We start from the raw sequence: 18,084 nt of genomic DNA on the forward strand, positions 1-18,084 counted from the left end.
TCCTATGTAAAAAATTTTTTTATTGTGAAACCTACGCGCTTTGCTTAAACTAGAGAGAAAATATGTAAGTATATCATTGATTATATTCAACTTAAGGCAAGCTTGTGTCTACTTCACCTACCAATAATCAAAGTACAAATCCCTCTCCAGAAACACCAATTACTTATGTGAATCTTGGGAAATTGAAAATACGCCTTACGCGCATTCTGCAGACAATTACTGCATTAGGCATCGCATTAAATATTGGGGGTATTGTTTCCTTATGTTTAGGTTCTTCATTAGCCATTGCCCTACCTCTACTTGTTATTGGCATTGCCTTATTGATTCTTACCTGTTTCTTTTTAGCTTCGCGGTTAAGAAAACCCCCTCTGCCAAAACCAGCGCCTTCTTCCCCTCCAATCACACCAAAACCGACAAGAGTTAAACCTGGAGGAACACCTCCACCAACGACACCTCCAACAAAATCTCCGGTAACAACACCCCCTACCTCTCCTGTAGTAGAAACACCTCCGGTTCCTATAGAAACTCCAACTCCAGTTCCCGTGACTACACCTCCCGTACACCCTATTGTGACAGTACGTGTTCCAGAAATTCAAATTCCGGGATTTTTAGACTTCACACCAAAATACATAGCTAATTTGTTAAAAATACGCTTTGGAGTTACTGGAATACATCCTCAAGGACGTATCAATAAAAATACGCAATACGTAACGGTACGTAGTGATAGACATAATCTACATATATGCTTCCTAAAAGGACATCCTCTTGAAGATCCGTTCTTAAAGAAAACGAATTCTGCAATGCTTGTTCTGACAAATTGTGAAAGAGAGAAGCATCTGCTATTAGGGAGATCCTTAGCTTTAGGTCCGCATATAGAAAAAGCTTGTTGGAATGATATTACAAAACCGGAGTCTACGAAATTCCCTCCAGAATCTGTTGTTGCTGGCCCTTGGGTGAACAAAACCAAAGATATTCCACCCGCGAGTCACCTTATCTGCGCAAACCCTCCTCTTATTACGCTTATACGTGATGTACACCGAAGAGCAATTAACTTTGATGATTTCGATTATGAAAAAGAATTCAGAGCCACAGTAAGAATGTATCAAGCCATATTCGGCATCTGTAAAGAAAATGGCATTACCTCGATTCAACTTGAACTTCTAGGATTAAATAATATTGGATCAAATCAAGACGAATACGAAGCTTGGTACTCAGGATGCGGTCTGGCTTTATTAGAAGCTATACGTATCGAAGAAGAAACCGAGGGAAGCACGCTCACGCATATTACTGTAAATAGTAGAACAGAACTTCCTTTACTCTCTGCTTTGCAACAAGCGTATGGATCTTAACATGGTGTTCTCCAGATCTCTATAATCTGGAGAACCTTCCCATCTTTTATAAAAAGATTCTTTACAATCATAAAACTGAAGAAATTTTATTGTGAACGGTCATCTAAATGACTTAAAATGAGCTTCCAATAAGAAAGTATAGTCTTGACTATCTTCAAATTAGGTCAAGCCCATGTCCATTTCACCTATAAATAATCAAAGTCTGTGTTCAGTTAATCCAACTGCAATTACTTACATATATTTAGGGAATATAAAACTACCACTCATACAGATTATACAAACGATTTCTACTCTAGGAATGGCTTTAAATCTTGGAGGTGTCATAGCCCTGGCTTTAGGTTCTTCATTAGCTATTGCCCTACCATTATTAATTATTGGCTTTGCTCTACTTATTCTTAGCTGTTTCATTTTATTAACACGCCTAAAAAAACCTCATATAGCCCCAATCCCTTCTGTAGAGACGGAGTACATCACACCACCACAATCTCCTATAGTAAAAAAACCACCAACACCAATAGAAACTCCTAAACCCACTTCAGTAACCACACCTACGCAACATCCCATAGAAATCTTTATTCCCGAAATTGAAATTCCAGATTTTTTGGATTTCACACCTGAGTATACCGCTCATCTTTTACAAACACGCTTTGAACTTACTGGGATACATCCTGCAGGACGTATGAATAAAAATACGGAGTATGTGACCATACGGAGTAAAAATACTGATCTCAATGTATGTTTCTTAAAAGGGCATCCCTTGAATGATCCATTCTTAAAGAAAATAAATTCTGCAATACTTGTTCTGACAAATGCAGATAGACAGTTACACCTTTTATTAGAAAGATCGCTAGCTTTGGTAGGACAGATAGGAAAAAAATGTTGGGAAAAGATTACCCAGCCTCTCTCTAAAAAGTTCCCACCAAGAACTATTGTTTCCGGACCTTGGGTAAATCCATCGGGAATTCCTCCCGCAAGCCATCTCATTTGTGCTAATCCCCCGGTTATTCTTCTTACAAATGAAGTGCTCAACAGAGCAATTACCTTTATAGATCTCGATTACAAAACAGAATTCCAAGCTGCTGTAAGAATGTATCAAGCCATATTCAGGATCTGTAGAGAAAATGAAATAACCTCTGTACAGATAGAACTCGTAGGATTAAATAACATCGGCTCACATCAAGAAGAATACGAAGCTTGGTATTCAGGATGTGGTTTAGCTTTATTAGAAGCTATACGTTTAGAAGAGGAAAATAAATTCAGAACACTTACTCATATTACTGTAAATAACCTCTCAGATTTGCCTCTCCATCTATCTTTGCAACAAGCTTACCAACCTGAAACATTGTTGAGCATGCTAACACAATGGCTACCTTTTTCTAATTAACAACAAGAATTTATAAAAAATTCTTGTTGCTATCAAAAATTTTATTGTTAAGCTCCTTTGCTTATTTTACGATTATATCGCTGGTTGTATTTATCTTAGGATCCCTGCATGCCTTTAATTCACCATTATGTGAAAAATCAAACCTTAAGCACCTCTTTAAGGTTATCAGAGGCATATGTAAGCCTATGCAATCTAAAAATAAAAACATTGCATATTATACAGGCAGTAGCTGCCTTAGGATTGGCATTTTTATTAGGAGGTGTGCTGGCGCTATCTTCAGGACAATCTTTTGCTTTTTCCTCTCCTTTATTTGCTTTAGGAGCTGTTTTTCTTATTCTTAGCGGTCTGATTTTAATAATGCTAAGAAAATGCCTCTTACCTATTTCCACACCGACATTCTTAGATCTTACGTTATCCGGTGTTGCAAAACGCTTAAAAAACACTTATGCCCTAGGCCTGGTGTTTCCATATGCAAATAAAATTAATAAGAATACGGAATATGTCTTTGTAAGTAATCCAAAGACCGGTGTGCAGCTATCCTTCTATAAAGGACATCCTATAAACGACCCTCTATTAAAAAATGAAGATTCCGCGATTATGCTCTGTACGAACTCTGAAAGAGATTCCAGTTATGTAATTAATAGAACATTAGCATTAATTGGACGTATAGAAAAGGAATGTTGGAATGATATTACAAAACCTAATTCCACAAAATTTCCTCCAGGTTCTATAGCTTATGGACCATGGATAAGTAAGTCTCAGGAAAGAACTCCTGCTTCTCATTTGATCTTTATCAATCCACCTACTATCGAAGTTCTTCTGTATACTAGGCAGTTACAAAAAGCTATTACCTTTCAAGATTTCAACCACGAGGAGGCTTTTAAAAATCTCGTAGATGCTTATCTCAAGTGCTTCCGCATTTGTAGGGAGAATAAAATTAGCTCATTGCAGCTTGAACTTTTAGGATTAAATGATATTAGTTCGCATCAAGAAGAATACGAAATGTGGCATTCTCAGTGTGCCTTAGCCTTACTAGAAGCTATATGTATAGAGGAAAAATGCAAAGAACGAACGGTAAAACAAATTACCGTAAACCATCAAAAAGAACTTCCTTTACTATCTATCTTGCAGAAAGCTTACAACAATTAAAATTCAGCCAAGCTTTTTGCTGCTTGAAGAATTTTCTCCTTCTGAGGAAGAACTTCATTTTCTAATATCTTTGAGTAAGGAACAGGAGCGTGTAATCCAGCAACACGACGAATAGGAGCGTCAAGATAAGAATATGCCTGTTCGGCTACAGTCGCAGCAAGTTCACTACCGAATCCACAAAACTCTGAAGCTTCATGAGCAATAAGAAGTTTCCCTGTTTTCTTCACAGATTCTAAAACTGTGGCAAAATCACAAGGAACTATTGTTCGTAAGTCTATAACCTCTACAGAAATATCCAAAGCTGCTAATTCCTTGGCAACCTCCATACTCATAACTAATGACATGCCCCAGGAAACGATCGTAAGATCCGAACCTGGATGGGTAATTGCTGCTTTACCAAAAGGTAAAACATAATCCGAAGAAAATACTGGACAAGCACTAAAAATACGCCGTTGATATAACGCCTTATGTTCTAAAAAGACCACTGGGTTAGGATCACGAATAGCAGCCTTTAATAAAGCTTTTGCATCTGCAGCATTAGATGGATACGCAACTTTAATTCCCGGGCAATGTGCTAAAAATGCTTCTATACTTTGAGAGTGGTAGGGACCACCCTGTATATACCCTCCACAAGGAGCTCTAATAACCAAAGGAACTTCCCACTCTCCTGCAGAACGGTAGTAAATACTAGAAGCTTCGGAAAATAACTGGTTAATTCCTGGCCAGATATAATCAGCGAATTGGATTTCAGCAACAGGCTTATGAATACCATCCATAGCCATACCGATAGCAGTTCCTATGATTGTAGCTTCTGCTAATGGCGTATTAAAACAACGTTCTATACCGAATTTATCCGTCAGATTTCTTGTAACGCCAAAAACTCCACCTTTATCTCCAGCAACATCTTCACCGAAAACAACTATTCCAGAATCTCTATTCATTTCTTCAATTAAAGCTTCCGTAATTGCATCGCGCATTACTTTTGGTTGCGTATCACGCAAATTCTGAGCTTCTAAAGAATCTTCATAATCAATTAGAGAGATCGTATGTGGAGAAAACACGTCATGACTTGTAGAACCTTTACTAGGGAAAGGCATTGCTTCAGCAAGTTCACAAGCACGAGCAACCTCAGCTTCTGCCTCAGCTTTTATTTCTAAAATCTCAGTAGATGAAATACCACATTCTTCTATCATTTGTCGTTCTAAACGTATTAGAGGATCATTACTTATGCAATGATCCAAATCTTCACGACTACGATATTTCTCATGATTATCAGAGTTACTATGCGGTTCTAAACGCATAACTTTGATAAGAATTAAAGCGGGAATAGAAGCATACCTAGCTTGATCTACAGCTTTAGAAAATGCATCCACTAGACCGAAGTAATCACCGCCATCCACTTCATATACTGAAAGACCGTGATAACTTTCCCCTAAACGAGCTAAGTCTGTAGAGCATTGATCTTTAAAAGGAACAGAAATCGCCCAGGCATTATTTTGCACTACTGTAACTAACGGTAGCTTATGTAGGGCAACGTAATTTAACATCTCATGGAATTCTCCTTGAGATGTAGATCCGTCTCCTCCTGAGACATAGACTACTTCTTTAGATTTTGTATGTTTCGCAGCCCAAGCTCGTCCTGCAGCCTGAAGAAATTGTGTGCCAACAACACTAGATTGACAACAAATACGCAGTTTTTTGTGGGAATAGTGGTAGGGCATCATTCTACCAGAAGAATGATTAGGGGCTAATCTAGCAAGAAAAGAAGCAAAGATCTCGGAAAAATCACACCCCAACCCTATAGGAAATCCTTGGTCCCTGTAATAAGGGAAAGACCAATCTTTACCTGGGATGAGACTCTTTCCTGCAACAACTCCTGCAAGTTCGTGACCAGCGCAGGACAGCTGGAAAGTTCCTCCAGAATCGCTTTGTCGAGAAAGAAGGAGCATCTTGTTCTCAGCAAATCTTAAACTCCAGACTAATTTCAGAACTTCTTTAATAGAAGATCCTAATTCATGCTGTATTGCTTCCATATCTGCTCCTTGGATAGACAACTAACGCTATCCCTTATCTATACGGCGAAGTCAGAAAAAAAACCCTTTATTTTATCTAAGAAACTACGTTTCTTAGGGAAATTTTCTGCCTTCTCCGTAGTTGCGAACTTACGGAGTAATTCTTTTTGCTCTTCTGATAAATTTTGTGGAGTCTCAACAGAAACTCGAACGAGTAAATCCCCGCGTCCTCTACCATGAACATTCGGGAATCCTTGATTCTTAATCTTAAGAATTGTGCCACTTTGGATCCCTTCAGGAACCGTAAGGCGACACGTACCTTCCTTCAAGAGGGTCGGAATTTCTTTTTTCATTCCTAAAGCTGCATCGACAAAACCGATAGGCAACTCTAAAATCAGGTCATCTCCACGCCGTTCGAAAACAGGATGCGTTTCCACATCAATAAAAACATAAAGATCTCCAGAAGGAGCGCCATTTTGTCCGGCATCTCCATAACCTTCCATCTTTAAACGCATGCCAGAATCAACTCCAGCAGGAATCTGCACATGAACGTTTCGCTTATCTTTAACTCTTCCTTGTCCTCGACAGTTTGAACAAGGATCTGTTATCACGCGCCCTTCTCCACCGCATTCAGGACATGTTGATGCCATAGAAAAAAATCCACGACTTTGAACAATCTGCCCAGAACCTTTGCATCGATCACAGCATTTGATTCCTTGCTCACTAGCAGCACCGCTACCAGAACAAGTTTCACAAGTTTTATATCCGGAAACAAGGAGCTCTTTCTCTACGCCACGAGCAGCTTCTTCAAATGTTAGGGTGATATGAACTTTCTTACTAGCTCCCTGACGGGCTCCCGCAGGGTCGCCACGCATGCCAAAAGCTTCTCCAAGACCACCGAATAGACCTTCAAAAAAGCTTCCGCCACCACCAAACTCTCCACCGAAAGCTCCCATAAAAGTGCGAAGAGCATCTTCCATATTGCCCATGCCACCCGCACCACCGAAACCACCGGCTCCGGCAAAAGGTCCGTCCTTACCATAGCGATCATAAGACTCTCTCTTTTGAGGATCACTCAAAACCTCATAGGCTTCGGAGACTTCCTTGAAACGTTTTTCTGCCTCAGCATCTCCTGGATTTTTGTCGGGATGATACTTAACGGCCAACTTACGATAAGATTTTTTTATTTCCTCGGGAGAGGCAGTTTTAGAAACACCTAAAACATCATAGTAATCCATAAATCAAACACCACTAGATAGGACATTTTTCTAACGACTGCGGTATTTAGCTGCGGCTTTAGATTTAGCTCGCTTCTTTACTGAAGGTTTATCATAAAACCTGTGTGCTTTAGCAGCCTTTAAGATCCCTTCTTTATCAACTTTCTTTTTCAAAATTCTCAGAGCTCGATCTACAGGCTCACCAACTCTAACTTTAACACTGGGCATGCATTACCTTATTTCGCATAATAATCACTGTTAAGCCTAAAACAATACAGCTATACGTCTCACTCTGCTATGTTAGAGGCGCCTCGATTGTAACATCAGATCTATTACCCTTCAAGAGTTAGTTGACGTGCAACGCACTGAAAAAGCAGTAGGATTGATTTTAATCCAGCGCGCCTACTGATTGAAATATTTTTAAATTAAAAAAAACAAGAACAACTGCGGTAATCTGGGATCAGTTGCTGACTACACTCCAAAAGCATAAGTTGAGAAACTACATTCCTCCTGATATGGTCAATTGAAGGTGCTACTTCTTCTATACGAATACTATTTGAAAAACTATCAATGAAAAGTTGTGGATTAGGAGAGATGACGTGGTAGCAATTATTTGCTAAACAATACTCGGAAGCTTCTCCATAGGGCAATAAAATTCCGGGACCAACCCCATTCTTTTCATAGATAAACCCATCTTCCGAGAGATCTGAGCTAAGAGTTAATACTCCGCCCTTCTTTCCTAAGGGAAGCATCAAAGCCTTTCCCTTGTCCTTGGGAGTCAAATATCCCTCCAAGGAACTATACCCTATCATAGGCACCTTTCGAGATAAGGCCAATCCCTGAGCAAAAGACAACCCAACGCGTGTTGCAGAAAAATTCCCCGGACCGGCGGCAACCCCAATCCCCTGAAAACACAAAGAACTATTTTTAAAAATAAATTCTAGAACCAATCCTTGATCTGGACCAACAGGTAGATGCCAGTGTTTCAATACCTTCTGGTGATCTACATAAGCTAAAAATGGTTGATACCCAGAAGTATCAATAATAACATATCTATGAAAATGCATAATTCAAATTAGAATAGAACAGGTAAACTATAGCAACTAAAAAACTTTTAATCAAAAAAAATAACAAAACTAAATAATAAATAAGCAGTTCTAAAGATTTAGAAATATTTAAACTCAGCACACAAACACAACAAATCTAAAGTAGATTTATTATGTTTTTAAAAAGTCTTTAAGACTTTCCTTTAATCTAAAAATGTTATTATTTTGATTGAACGACCGTTCATTCTCTTATTGCAAAGAGAATTCGGACAACCTCTCCCAAACTAGAAAATTGATAATAATTTCCTTGATATCAGAAAATCTTTTACAGATTTTAGACAATTCAAATAGCTAGTAACAAGAGTGATACCGATGATCTGAAAATTATTCTAAATCAAGATCTGATAAAAAAACATGAGAAATTATTTAATCTGAAACATATAGGCAAAAATATTCGAGAATTGTTTTTTTAAAAAATCAAGAAAAACGATTTGCGTAAAACCCTCATCTTTTTTAATTCTTATTCCTTGGCTCTGCTATTTCTCTAGTAGTTGTGTAGGTGCACTAATTTCGATTATTTTGTAATATATCGAAAAGAGGATCTTTATTGTTGAAAGTGCTGCTATCAATAAGTTATCAGAGCAACTTAGATAAATGTATCCGATGATTTTAGTATAAGGACAATTGTGGACTCTACAATAAATAACGACTCTCAGATCTTGGATCCCAATCCTGAAGAAGTAGAAAAACTTTTAGATGAATCCGAGGAAGTCGAAGAAAAATCAGATGATCGTTCCTTACCTTCTGAATTATTTATCCTTCCACTGAACAAACGTCCTTTTTTCCCGGGTATGGCGGCTCCGATTCTTATAGAATCGGGACCTTATTACGAAGTGCTAAAGCTTCTAGCAAAGTCTTCGCAAAAATACATAGGTTTAGTTCTTACCAAAAAGGAAGATGCTGATATTTTAAAAGTTGGTTTCAACCAGCTCTATCGTGTAGGTGTAGCGGCACGCATCTTGCGTATCATGCCTATAGAAGGAGGCAGCGCCCAAATACTACTCAGCATAGAAGAACGTATCCGTATTGTAGAGCCTCTCAAAGATAAATATCTTAAAGCACGAGTCTCCTATCACAAAGATAATAAAGAACTAACAGAAGAGCTAAAAGCATATTCTATTAGTATTGTTTCTGTAATTAAAGACCTCTTAAAACTTAACCCCCTATTTAAAGAAGAACTCCAAATCTTTCTTGGACACTCAGATTTTACTGAACCAGGGAAGCTTGCCGATTTTTCTGTAGCGCTAACAACAGCTACTAGGGAAGAGCTGCAAGAAGTTCTTGAAACAACGAATATGCACGATCGCATTGATAAAGCTTTGATCCTCCTTAAAAAAGAGCTAGATCTTAGCCGCCTACAAAGTAGTATCAATCAAAAAATCGAAGCAACGATCACCAAAAGTCAAAAAGAATTCTTTCTAAAAGAACAGCTGAAAACGATCAAAAAGGAGCTGGGATTAGAAAAAGAAGATCGAGCTATTGATTTAGAAAAATTCATGGACCGGTTAAAAAAACGCCAGGTCCCTGATTATGCGATGGAAGTTATTCAAGATGAGATGGAAAAACTTCAAACCTTGGAAACATCCTCAGCAGAATATACCGTATGCCGTAACTACCTAGATTGGTTAACTATCATTCCTTGGGGAATTCAGAGTAAAGAATATCACGATCTCAAGAAAGCTGAAGTGATCCTCAATAAGGACCACTATGGTTTAGAAGATATTAAACAACGCATTCTAGAACTCATCAGTGTTGGAAAATTATCTAAGGGTCTTAAAGGGAGTATTATTTGCCTAGTAGGCCCTCCAGGAGTAGGCAAAACAAGTATTGGTCGTAGTATAGCAAAAGTTTTACATCGCAAATTCTTCCGTTTCTCAGTAGGCGGAATGCGTGATGAAGCCGAGATTAAAGGGCATCGACGCACCTATATTGGTGCTATGCCAGGGAAAATGGTCCAAGCATTAAAACAAAGTCAAGCTATGAATCCCGTCATTATGATTGACGAGGTTGATAAGATTGGTGCGAGCTATCATGGCGATCCCGCATCGGCTTTATTAGAAGTTTTAGATCCGGAACAGAATAAAGACTTCTTAGATCATTACCTAGACGTACGAGTAGATCTATCCAACGTTCTATTTATTCTAACAGCAAACGTATTGGATACTATTCCCGATCCTCTTTTAGATCGTATGGAAATCCTCCGTCTTTCTGGTTATATTCTTGAGGAAAAGCTTCAGATAGCAACAAAATATCTTGTTCCCCGAGCACGCAAAGAAATGGGGCTAACAGCTCGTGAGATTGTATTCCAACCCGAAGCTTTAAAGCATATGATTAATAACTATGCTAGAGAAGCTGGTGTGCGTACATTAAATGGAAATATTAAGAAAGTCCTAAGGAAAATCGCACTTAAAATAGTTAAAAATCAGGAAAAAACGCATTCAAAATATACACAATATAAAATTAATGTAAGTAATCTTCAGGATTATTTGGGTAAACCTATCTTCTCTAGCGATCGTTTTTACGACAACACACCTGTCGGTGTCGCTACTGGGTTAGCTTGGACATCTCTAGGAGGAGCTACTTTATATATTGAAAGTGTTCAAGTTCCTTCAATGAAAACTGATATGCATCTTACAGGACAAGCTGGGGATGTTATGAAAGAATCCTCCCAGATTGCTTGGACATATCTGCATAGTGCATTGGAACGTTATGCTCCTGGTTACAGCTTTTTCTCTAAATCTCAGGTACATATTCATATTCCTGAGGGAGCAACACCTAAAGATGGTCCTTCAGCAGGTGTAACGATGGTGACTTCCTTATTGTCTTTACTTTTGGACACACCCATTTTAGAAAACTTAGGTATGACGGGTGAGATTACACTAACAGGACGTGTATTAGGAGTCGGAGGAATTCGGGAGAAACTCATAGCTGCACGTCGGTCACGGTTAAATGTCTTAATCTTCCCTGAAGATAATCGTCGTGATTATGAAGAACTGCCTGCCTATCTAAAAAAAGGTCTAAAGATTCATTTTGTTGCACATTATGATGATGTTTTCAAAGTTGCTTTTCCGCATATTAATTAACTCTCACGAGATAATTTAGAGCCGTTTTCTTTATAAATTAACGGCTCTAAATTCTTCCTAGAAAAAAAACTGTATATTTACAAACGTTCCCAAAATTTCTAAACTTCACGTTCTTAAAATAAACCCATGCGGTAGACTTTCATGACCGTCCCTGGATTAACTCCCGATGTTGCTGTCCAAAAAAATCATACCAACCATACTATAACAACAGATGCGGCAAAGAAAGTAGAAGGCAAAAAAGGTAGTAACCTTATTGCCTTGATTTGTATGCTCGTCTTAGCCTTACTAACAGCAGTAATGCTAGGAGGGTTTCTAGCTACACCATTTATTCCTGAAGGAATCTACATCGGTATTACCGCTTTAGCCTCACTTCTCGTGGGTCTGGTATTATTCCCTATCATCATGAGCTGTTTATCAAAACCTCCTGTCCCCGTACGACCTAGAGATTTAGATCTGTCCAAACTAGATACACGACATAATCGTCTACTTCATGAGATCATCAAAGATGATGAGAAAAAATATGTCCAAGAACAGGAAGGAAAAGTCCAAAGAAGACAACGAAAAACTTTAAGAGCTCGCCCTGAACAAAAACGAGCTCAAGAAACATCTTCTGATGAAACACCGCGACCACGAAGAAAAACTTCACCTGTATTAAATTTAATCCGGCCAAAAAATTCCTCTTCTAGTGCATCTTCTAATCTATCCTCCTCTAATTCTGACTCAGATTCTGACTCTTCCAGCCCCAGAACACAACCTAGCGCTATAGTCAAACCCTGTTTACCCTCGAAGTACAGCGATTACTTCAACTGCGTGGATTAAATAAAAATAAAATTCATAATATCTATAGGTAAGTTCTAGTAGAGTATTTTTATTAGATTAGTTTATTCTATTTTTTTCCCCGGAAACTTTCTCCTAAATTTATGAGCTGTAGAGAATTAATTATTTTAGGTTGCTCTAGTCAACAACCTACGCGAACGCGTAATCAAGGAGCCTATCTATTTCGTTGGAATAATGAAGGTTTACTTTTTGATCCAGGTGAGGGAACACAAAGACAATTCATTTTTGCTAATATTGCCCCTACTGTAGTCTCCAGAATCTTTATCAGCCATTTTCATGGGGACCACTGTCTAGGTTTGAGCTCCATGCTTATGAGACTAAACTTAGATAAAGTTACCCATCCCATACACTGTTACTACCCAGCTTCAGGGAAAAAGTACTTCGATCGATTGCGTTACGGCACTATCTATCACGAGACTATAAATGTTGTGGAGCATCCTGTAGATAAAGAAGGGATTGTTGAAGATTTTGGAAATTTTCGTATTGAAGCGCGTAAACTGGATCACCTTGTAGACACCTTGGGATGGAGAATCACTGAACCCGACACGATAAAATTCATTCCAGAGAAAATCAAAGCTTCGGGATTGCGCGGGCCCATCATGCAAGATCTCATTCGCAATGATCAAGTAACAGTAAATGGAAACACTGTATACCTTAAAGATGTAAGCTACGTAAGAAAAGGCGATAGCGTTGCTGTTATTGCCGATACTCTTCCCTGCCAATCTGTTATAGATTTAGCTAAAGATGCAAGAATTATGTTATGTGAAAGTACGTATCTTGAAGAGCATCGTCATCTAGCAGAAAGTCATTACCATATGACAGCAAAACAAGCTGCTACGCAAGCTTTAGCTGCAGGAGCACAACAACTTGTACTTACACACTTTTCTGCACGTTATTTAAGTTCTAAAGAATTTGAATTGGAAGCTGGGAAAATTTTCCCTAATGTTGCTGCTGCTGAAGAATTTCGCAGTTATCCCTTTCCTAAAAACCTCTCTTCTAAATAAATCTGGGTAAGGAGATACTTTAGAAAAATATTTAGGGAAACTATGGTCTCAGCTTTTTATGCTTTTCTTGATTACCTAAAAAATATAAAAACAGCATCTCCTCATACTTTAAGAAACTATTGTATAGATTTAAATAGCTTTAAAAGTTTCTTAGAAAAACAGAATAAACTCTCCCCATCTGCACCTATTTGCTTATTTGTACAAGAAAGAAAAGACGCTCAGCTTTCATTCTCTTTATTTACGAAAGATCTAATACGTCTCTATATTTTAGAATTGATGCAGGAAAATAAAGCAAAACGTACGATAAAACGTCGTCTCTCAGCAATTAAAAGTTTCTCACAATATTGTATAAAACACCGGATTATTCTTGAGGATCCTACAGAGACTATCCACGGGCCTAGGCTTCCTAGAGAATTACCCTCACCTATTACTTATGAACAAGTGGAAATCCTCATGGCAACCCCCGATCTATCGAAATATACGGGGTTTCGTGATCGTTGCTTATTAGAACTATTTTATAGCTCAGGACTACGTATTAGCGAAATCGTGGCTATTAATCATTGGGATATTGATTTTAATTCTAATCTTATCCGCGTTCAAGGAAAAGGAAAAAAAGAACGTCTTGTCCCTATTACCCCTCATGCAGCCCAATGGTTACAACAATACTTAAATCATCCCGAAAGAACTACTATAGAACAAGATGCTCAAGCAATTTTTTTAAATCGTTTTGGAAAAAGATTAACCACTCGTTCTATTGATAGAAAATTTCAAAAATATCTTCGTCAATCAGGCTTATCAGCGAATATCACACCTCATACAATTCGCCATACGATTGCTACACATTGGCTAGAAAACGGTATGGACCTAAAAACAATTCAAGCGCTTCTTGGGCACTGTTCTTTAGAAACCACAACTATCTATACTCATGTATCTATGAAGCTTAAAAAGCAAACCCATGATGAGTCTCATCCCCATAGCTAAACCTTAGGCAAACCTCTTGTGCTCTAAGGTCCTCTTTGTTATGCTAGACGCTATGAGCATCGTACTTGACAAAATCGGCAAAACTTTAGGCACACGCGTACTGTTCGACGACGTTTCTGTCGTCTTCAATCCTGGAAATCGCTATGGATTAACAGGACCTAACGGCGCAGGGAAATCCACATTATTAAAAATAATTACGGGCTTCGTAGAGCCTACTCGCGGGTCAATTTCTTTACCTAAAAAAGTCGGAATCTTACGTCAAAATATTGATAGCTTTGGAGACATCTCTGTCATAGATTGTGTGATTATGGGCAACGCCCGTCTATGGGATGCTCTGCAAAAGAGAGATGCTTTATACTTAGAAGAGTTCACAGATGCTATTGGTATCAAACTTGGCGAAATGGAAGAAATCATTGGCGAAGAAAATGGTTACCGAGCAGAATCTGAAGCTGAAGAGCTTCTCACAGGCATTGGTATTCCTGAAGAACTATTCAATAATAAAATGTCCACGATTCCTATAGATTTGCAGTTTCGTGTGCTTTTATGTCAGTCTTTATTCGGCCATCCAGAAGCCTTACTTCTTGACGAACCTACAAACCATTTAGACATTTATTCGATCAACTGGTTGGGAAATTTTTTAAAAGATTACGACGGTACTGTAATTGTTGTTAGCCACGATAGGCACTTCCTAAATACTATTACCACTCACATTGCTGATATTGATTATGATACCGTTATCATCTACCCAGGTAATTATGACGCCATGGTAGAAATGAAAACAGCCTCTAGAGATCAAGAGAAGGCTGACATTAAATCTAAAGAGAAAAAAATTGCCCAGCTTAAAGAGTTTGTCGCTAAGTTTGGAGCAGGTTCTCGAGCAAGTCAGGTGCAGTCTCGCTTAAGAGAAATTAAAAAACTCCAACCTCAAGAATTAAAGAAATCCAATATTCAGCGTCCTTACATACGCTTTCCCTTATCAGAAAAAGCTTCTGGAAAGGTGGTCTTTTCTATAGAAGGTATCACCAAAAGTTATAATGATGAAGATCCTGTATTTCAGCCTTTCTCTTTAGAGATCTATCAAGGAGATAAGTTAGGAATTATTGGAAACAATGGTCTTGGAAAAACTACGTTAATGAAGCTGTTAGCTGGTGTAGAGTCCCCGAATCAAGGATCCATTAAAATTGGTCATCAGGTTGCTTACTCCTATTTTCCCCAAAATCACTCTGACGTCTTAAAGGATTGCGGAGATGAGACACTATTTGAATGGTTGCGTAATCGTAAAACAGGTATCAATGATCAAGAAATCCGTAGTGTTTTAGGAAAGATGTTATTTGGCGGTGATGATGCCTTTAAGCAAATTAAGGCATTGTCTGGAGGAGAAACCGCACGTTTGCTTATGGCAGGGATGATGTTGGAAAATCACAACGTACTTATTCTTGATGAAGCAAATAATCACTTAGACCTAGAATCTGTTTCTGCATTAGCCTGGGCCATTAACGATTATAAAGGGACATCCATATTTGTTTCTCACGACAGGACTTTAATCGAAGAGTGCGCAACAAAACTTCTTATCTTCGATAAAGGTAAGATCACTTTCTTTGATGGAACCATGGCAGACTACACAAGCAGCAGTAAGCTAGCCTAAGTTGTGTAACAGTCTAGAACATATTTTATTGAGGGCATATGGAACCACAATTGATCTTAGGCTCTTCTTCTCCACGAAGAAAATCAATTCTACAATATTTTCGTATTCCCTTTACTTGTATCTCATCAAAATTTGAAGAACACGCTGTTCCCTATCAAGGGGATCCTATTGCATATTCACGAGAATTAGCCGTAGGAAAGGCTGAATCTATAGTCAAAGACCATAATCCTGAAGGTTTGATCCTTACTGCCGATACTGTTGTCGTCTATAAAGGAGAAATTTTCAATAAGCCGAGCTCTTATGATGAAGCTATTGAGATGTTAAAAACATTAAGTGGTCAAACACATTCCGTAATTACCAGTGTTGCTCTTCTCCAGGATCAGAAATTAGTAACTGGAGAAGAGACAACACAAGTGACATTTACTGAGCTCCCTGAAAAATATTTAGGAAGGTATGTCGAGGCATTCTCCACTTTAGATAAATGTGGGGGCTATAGCATTCAAGAAGGCGGGGGATTGATTATCAATAATATTCAGGGCTGCTCATATAACGTCCAGGGTCTTCCTATTAAAACATTGAAACATCTCTTGTTGGAGTTCGACGTTAATTTATGGGATTATCTCGTTTAATCGCACCCCTAGGATTACTATTGAGTTTTCCCAGTGTACTCTTTGGAAACTTCCCTGATCCTGTAAGCCATAAGATCCTTTACACTAGCCAAAAATCTGTAGAACAAGCTCTTATTGCCTATTTAGAAGCTTTAGATACTCATGGGGAACACGACTTTCCTTTATTAAGAAAAATTTCTGAGAGCTGTTTACGACAAGGATTACGTTCAGAAGATCCCTATGTAAGAAAGAGTACAATTATAGGTGCGGGGATTGTAGGTTCTTCGGAAGCTCTCGAGATTCTCTCACAGGCTATGGAAACAGAAGATCCCCTGCAGCAATTATTAGTATTATCTGCTTTATCTTCGCACCTAGGGAAAACATCTGATGAGCTTTTATTCAAAGCTCTTGCCTCTGCCTATCCTGTGATTCGTTTAGAAGCTGCCTATCGCTTGGCAGGATCAAAAAATATTAAAGTTATCGATCATCTCCATTCTTTTATTTATAAGCTGCCTGAAGAAATCCAATGTCTTTCTGCTGCTATCTTTCTAAGATTGGAAACTGAAGAATCGGACACTTATGTACGTCAGTTGCTCTCATCAACGAAAAGTACAACAAGAAATTACGCAGCCTTACTCATTGGAGAATATCAACAAAAACGGTTTTTACCTACATTACGCCATTTATTAACAAGTGCTTCTCCTCTAGATCGTGAAGCTGCTGTTTATGCTTTAGGCATGTTAAAAGATGGCCAAAGCTACAATGCTATAAAAAAACTTTCAGAGAGAAATGATCCTGATTTATCCTTGGCCGCTGCTCAAGCATTAATTGCTATTGGCAAAGAAGAAGACGCTCTTCCTATTTTTGAAAAACAGGTACGAGAAGAACGCTCGAATGCTCTCTACACAGCACGATTATTATCAAAAGAAGTAGGAGTTCCTCTCGTGCTTCCTGTATTTTTAAATACTAAAAATAGCGAAGCAAAGTTAAATGCCGGCTTAGCCTTAATACATTTAGGATGTGATCATCCTCATCTTCTTAACTACATTACAGAATGGTTAATACAGCCGCACTATAGCCAAGCACTCATCCCAGGATTTTCTAAAGGACGCGCTACACAAGCATGGAAATGTCGAGGAATTATCCTTCCTCAAAATCCTACAGAACGTGCTAAAGCTTTATCAGCAATTCAGAGTTCTGAAGAACAAATTCTTATGTCTCTATTGCAGCTTCCTAAAGAAGCGTATCTTCCCTATATAGAAAAGATACTGTTAAGTCAAAAAACACCCCTCGCTTCTAAGGCAATAACTTTTTTAGCACATTCTTCTCATCAACAAGCTTTAGAAATTCTTTCGCGGGCTTCCCAGCTTCCTGGAGAACCTGTAATTCGTGCTTATGCTGATTTAGCTTTATATAATCTTACTAAAGATCCTGAGAAAAAATTATCCTTACATCGTTATGCTCAGGATCTCATTCAAGAAACCCTATTGTTTATTGATACGGAAGATAAACAACCCCATCCCGATTCTCCCTATCTTCGCTATCAAATCACTCCAGAAACACGAGCTAAGCTTATGTTAGACATCCTTGAAACTCTGGTGGCATCGAAAACTCATGAAGATATCCGCTTACTCATCCAGCTTATGACACAAACGAAAGCAAAAAATAGTCATATTCTAGCTGGGCTGTTGATGAAAATCGTAGAATAG

At 38.4% G+C, this 18,084-nt stretch carries 14 protein-coding genes; 10 read left to right on the plus strand and 4 right to left on the minus strand.

Annotation, left to right across the window (positions count from 1 at the left end; genetic code table 11):
* Window positions 1–104 precede the first annotated feature (104 nt).
* The 3 genes from O1W70_RS01210 to O1W70_RS01220 all read left to right on the plus strand — a co-directional run bounded on the left by O1W70_RS01210 (window position 105) and on the right by O1W70_RS01220 (window position 3,882).
* Window positions 105–1,349: a hypothetical protein gene (locus O1W70_RS01210; RefSeq protein ID WP_332381254.1), complete on the plus strand. Its 1,245-nt coding sequence runs from the start codon at window positions 105–107 to the stop codon at window positions 1,347–1,349.
* A gap of 172 nt (window positions 1,350–1,521) precedes the next feature.
* Window positions 1,522–2,733, plus strand: coding sequence for a hypothetical protein (locus O1W70_RS01215; protein ID WP_332381253.1), 1,212 nt, complete (start codon window positions 1,522–1,524; stop codon window positions 2,731–2,733).
* Between the two features lie 108 nt (window positions 2,734–2,841).
* Complete coding sequence (locus tag O1W70_RS01220) at window positions 2,842–3,882, plus strand: hypothetical protein (protein WP_332381251.1); 1,041 nt, start codon at window positions 2,842–2,844, stop codon at window positions 3,880–3,882.
* On the opposite strand, the gene O1W70_RS01225 is transcribed toward O1W70_RS01220, so the two are convergent.
* From O1W70_RS01225 to O1W70_RS01240, 4 genes are all read right to left on the minus strand, one after another.
* Window positions 3,879–5,915: a thiamine pyrophosphate-dependent enzyme gene (locus O1W70_RS01225; protein ID WP_332381250.1), complete on the minus strand. Its 2,037-nt coding sequence runs from the start codon at window positions 5,913–5,915 to the stop codon at window positions 3,879–3,881. The genes O1W70_RS01220 and O1W70_RS01225 overlap by 4 nt on opposite strands.
* Window positions 5,916–5,953: 38 nt before the next feature.
* Window positions 5,954–7,132, minus strand: coding sequence for a molecular chaperone DnaJ (gene dnaJ, locus O1W70_RS01230; protein ID WP_332381248.1), 1,179 nt, complete (start codon window positions 7,130–7,132; stop codon window positions 5,954–5,956).
* A gap of 30 nt (window positions 7,133–7,162) precedes the next feature.
* Complete coding sequence (rpsU, locus tag O1W70_RS01235) at window positions 7,163–7,339, minus strand: 30S ribosomal protein S21 (RefSeq protein ID WP_006343002.1); 177 nt, start codon at window positions 7,337–7,339, stop codon at window positions 7,163–7,165.
* A gap of 197 nt (window positions 7,340–7,536) precedes the next feature.
* A complete protein-coding gene (locus O1W70_RS01240; protein ID WP_332381246.1) occupies window positions 7,537–8,178 on the minus strand; it encodes a tRNA (adenosine(37)-N6)-threonylcarbamoyltransferase complex dimerization subunit type 1 TsaB in 642 nt (213 codons plus the stop codon).
* Window positions 8,179–8,843: 665 nt separating this feature from the next.
* Here O1W70_RS01240 and lon point away from each other — a divergent pair.
* From lon to O1W70_RS01275, 7 genes are all read left to right on the plus strand, one after another.
* Window positions 8,844–11,300 (plus strand): endopeptidase La, encoded by a 2,457-nt coding sequence (gene lon / locus O1W70_RS01245; protein ID WP_332381245.1) that lies wholly within the window; start codon window positions 8,844–8,846, stop codon window positions 11,298–11,300.
* A gap of 141 nt (window positions 11,301–11,441) precedes the next feature.
* A complete protein-coding gene (locus O1W70_RS01250) occupies window positions 11,442–12,119 on the plus strand; it encodes a hypothetical protein (RefSeq protein ID WP_332381243.1) in 678 nt (225 codons plus the stop codon).
* Window positions 12,120–12,220: 101 nt separating this feature from the next.
* Entirely contained in the window at window positions 12,221–13,141 is a 921-nt protein-coding gene (locus O1W70_RS01255) for a ribonuclease Z (RefSeq protein ID WP_332381241.1), read from the plus strand.
* A 42-nt stretch (window positions 13,142–13,183) separates the two neighbouring features.
* Complete coding sequence (locus O1W70_RS01260; RefSeq protein WP_332381239.1) at window positions 13,184–14,122, plus strand: tyrosine recombinase XerC; 939 nt, start codon at window positions 13,184–13,186, stop codon at window positions 14,120–14,122.
* Between the two features lie 52 nt (window positions 14,123–14,174).
* On the plus strand, window positions 14,175–15,767 hold the full coding sequence (locus O1W70_RS01265) for an ABC-F family ATP-binding cassette domain-containing protein (protein ID WP_332381237.1): 1,593 nt from the start codon (window positions 14,175–14,177) through the stop codon (window positions 15,765–15,767).
* Between the two features lie 38 nt (window positions 15,768–15,805).
* A complete protein-coding gene (locus O1W70_RS01270; protein WP_332381236.1) occupies window positions 15,806–16,396 on the plus strand; it encodes a Maf-like protein in 591 nt (196 codons plus the stop codon).
* Window positions 16,378–18,084 (plus strand): HEAT repeat domain-containing protein, encoded by a 1,707-nt coding sequence (locus O1W70_RS01275; protein WP_332381234.1) that lies wholly within the window; start codon window positions 16,378–16,380, stop codon window positions 18,082–18,084. The genes O1W70_RS01270 and O1W70_RS01275 overlap by 19 nt, the downstream gene beginning before the upstream one ends.

It is taken from the genome of Chlamydia sp. 16-02 (genome assembly GCF_042235055.1).
Lineage (GTDB): Bacteria > Chlamydiota > Chlamydiia > Chlamydiales > Chlamydiaceae > Chlamydia.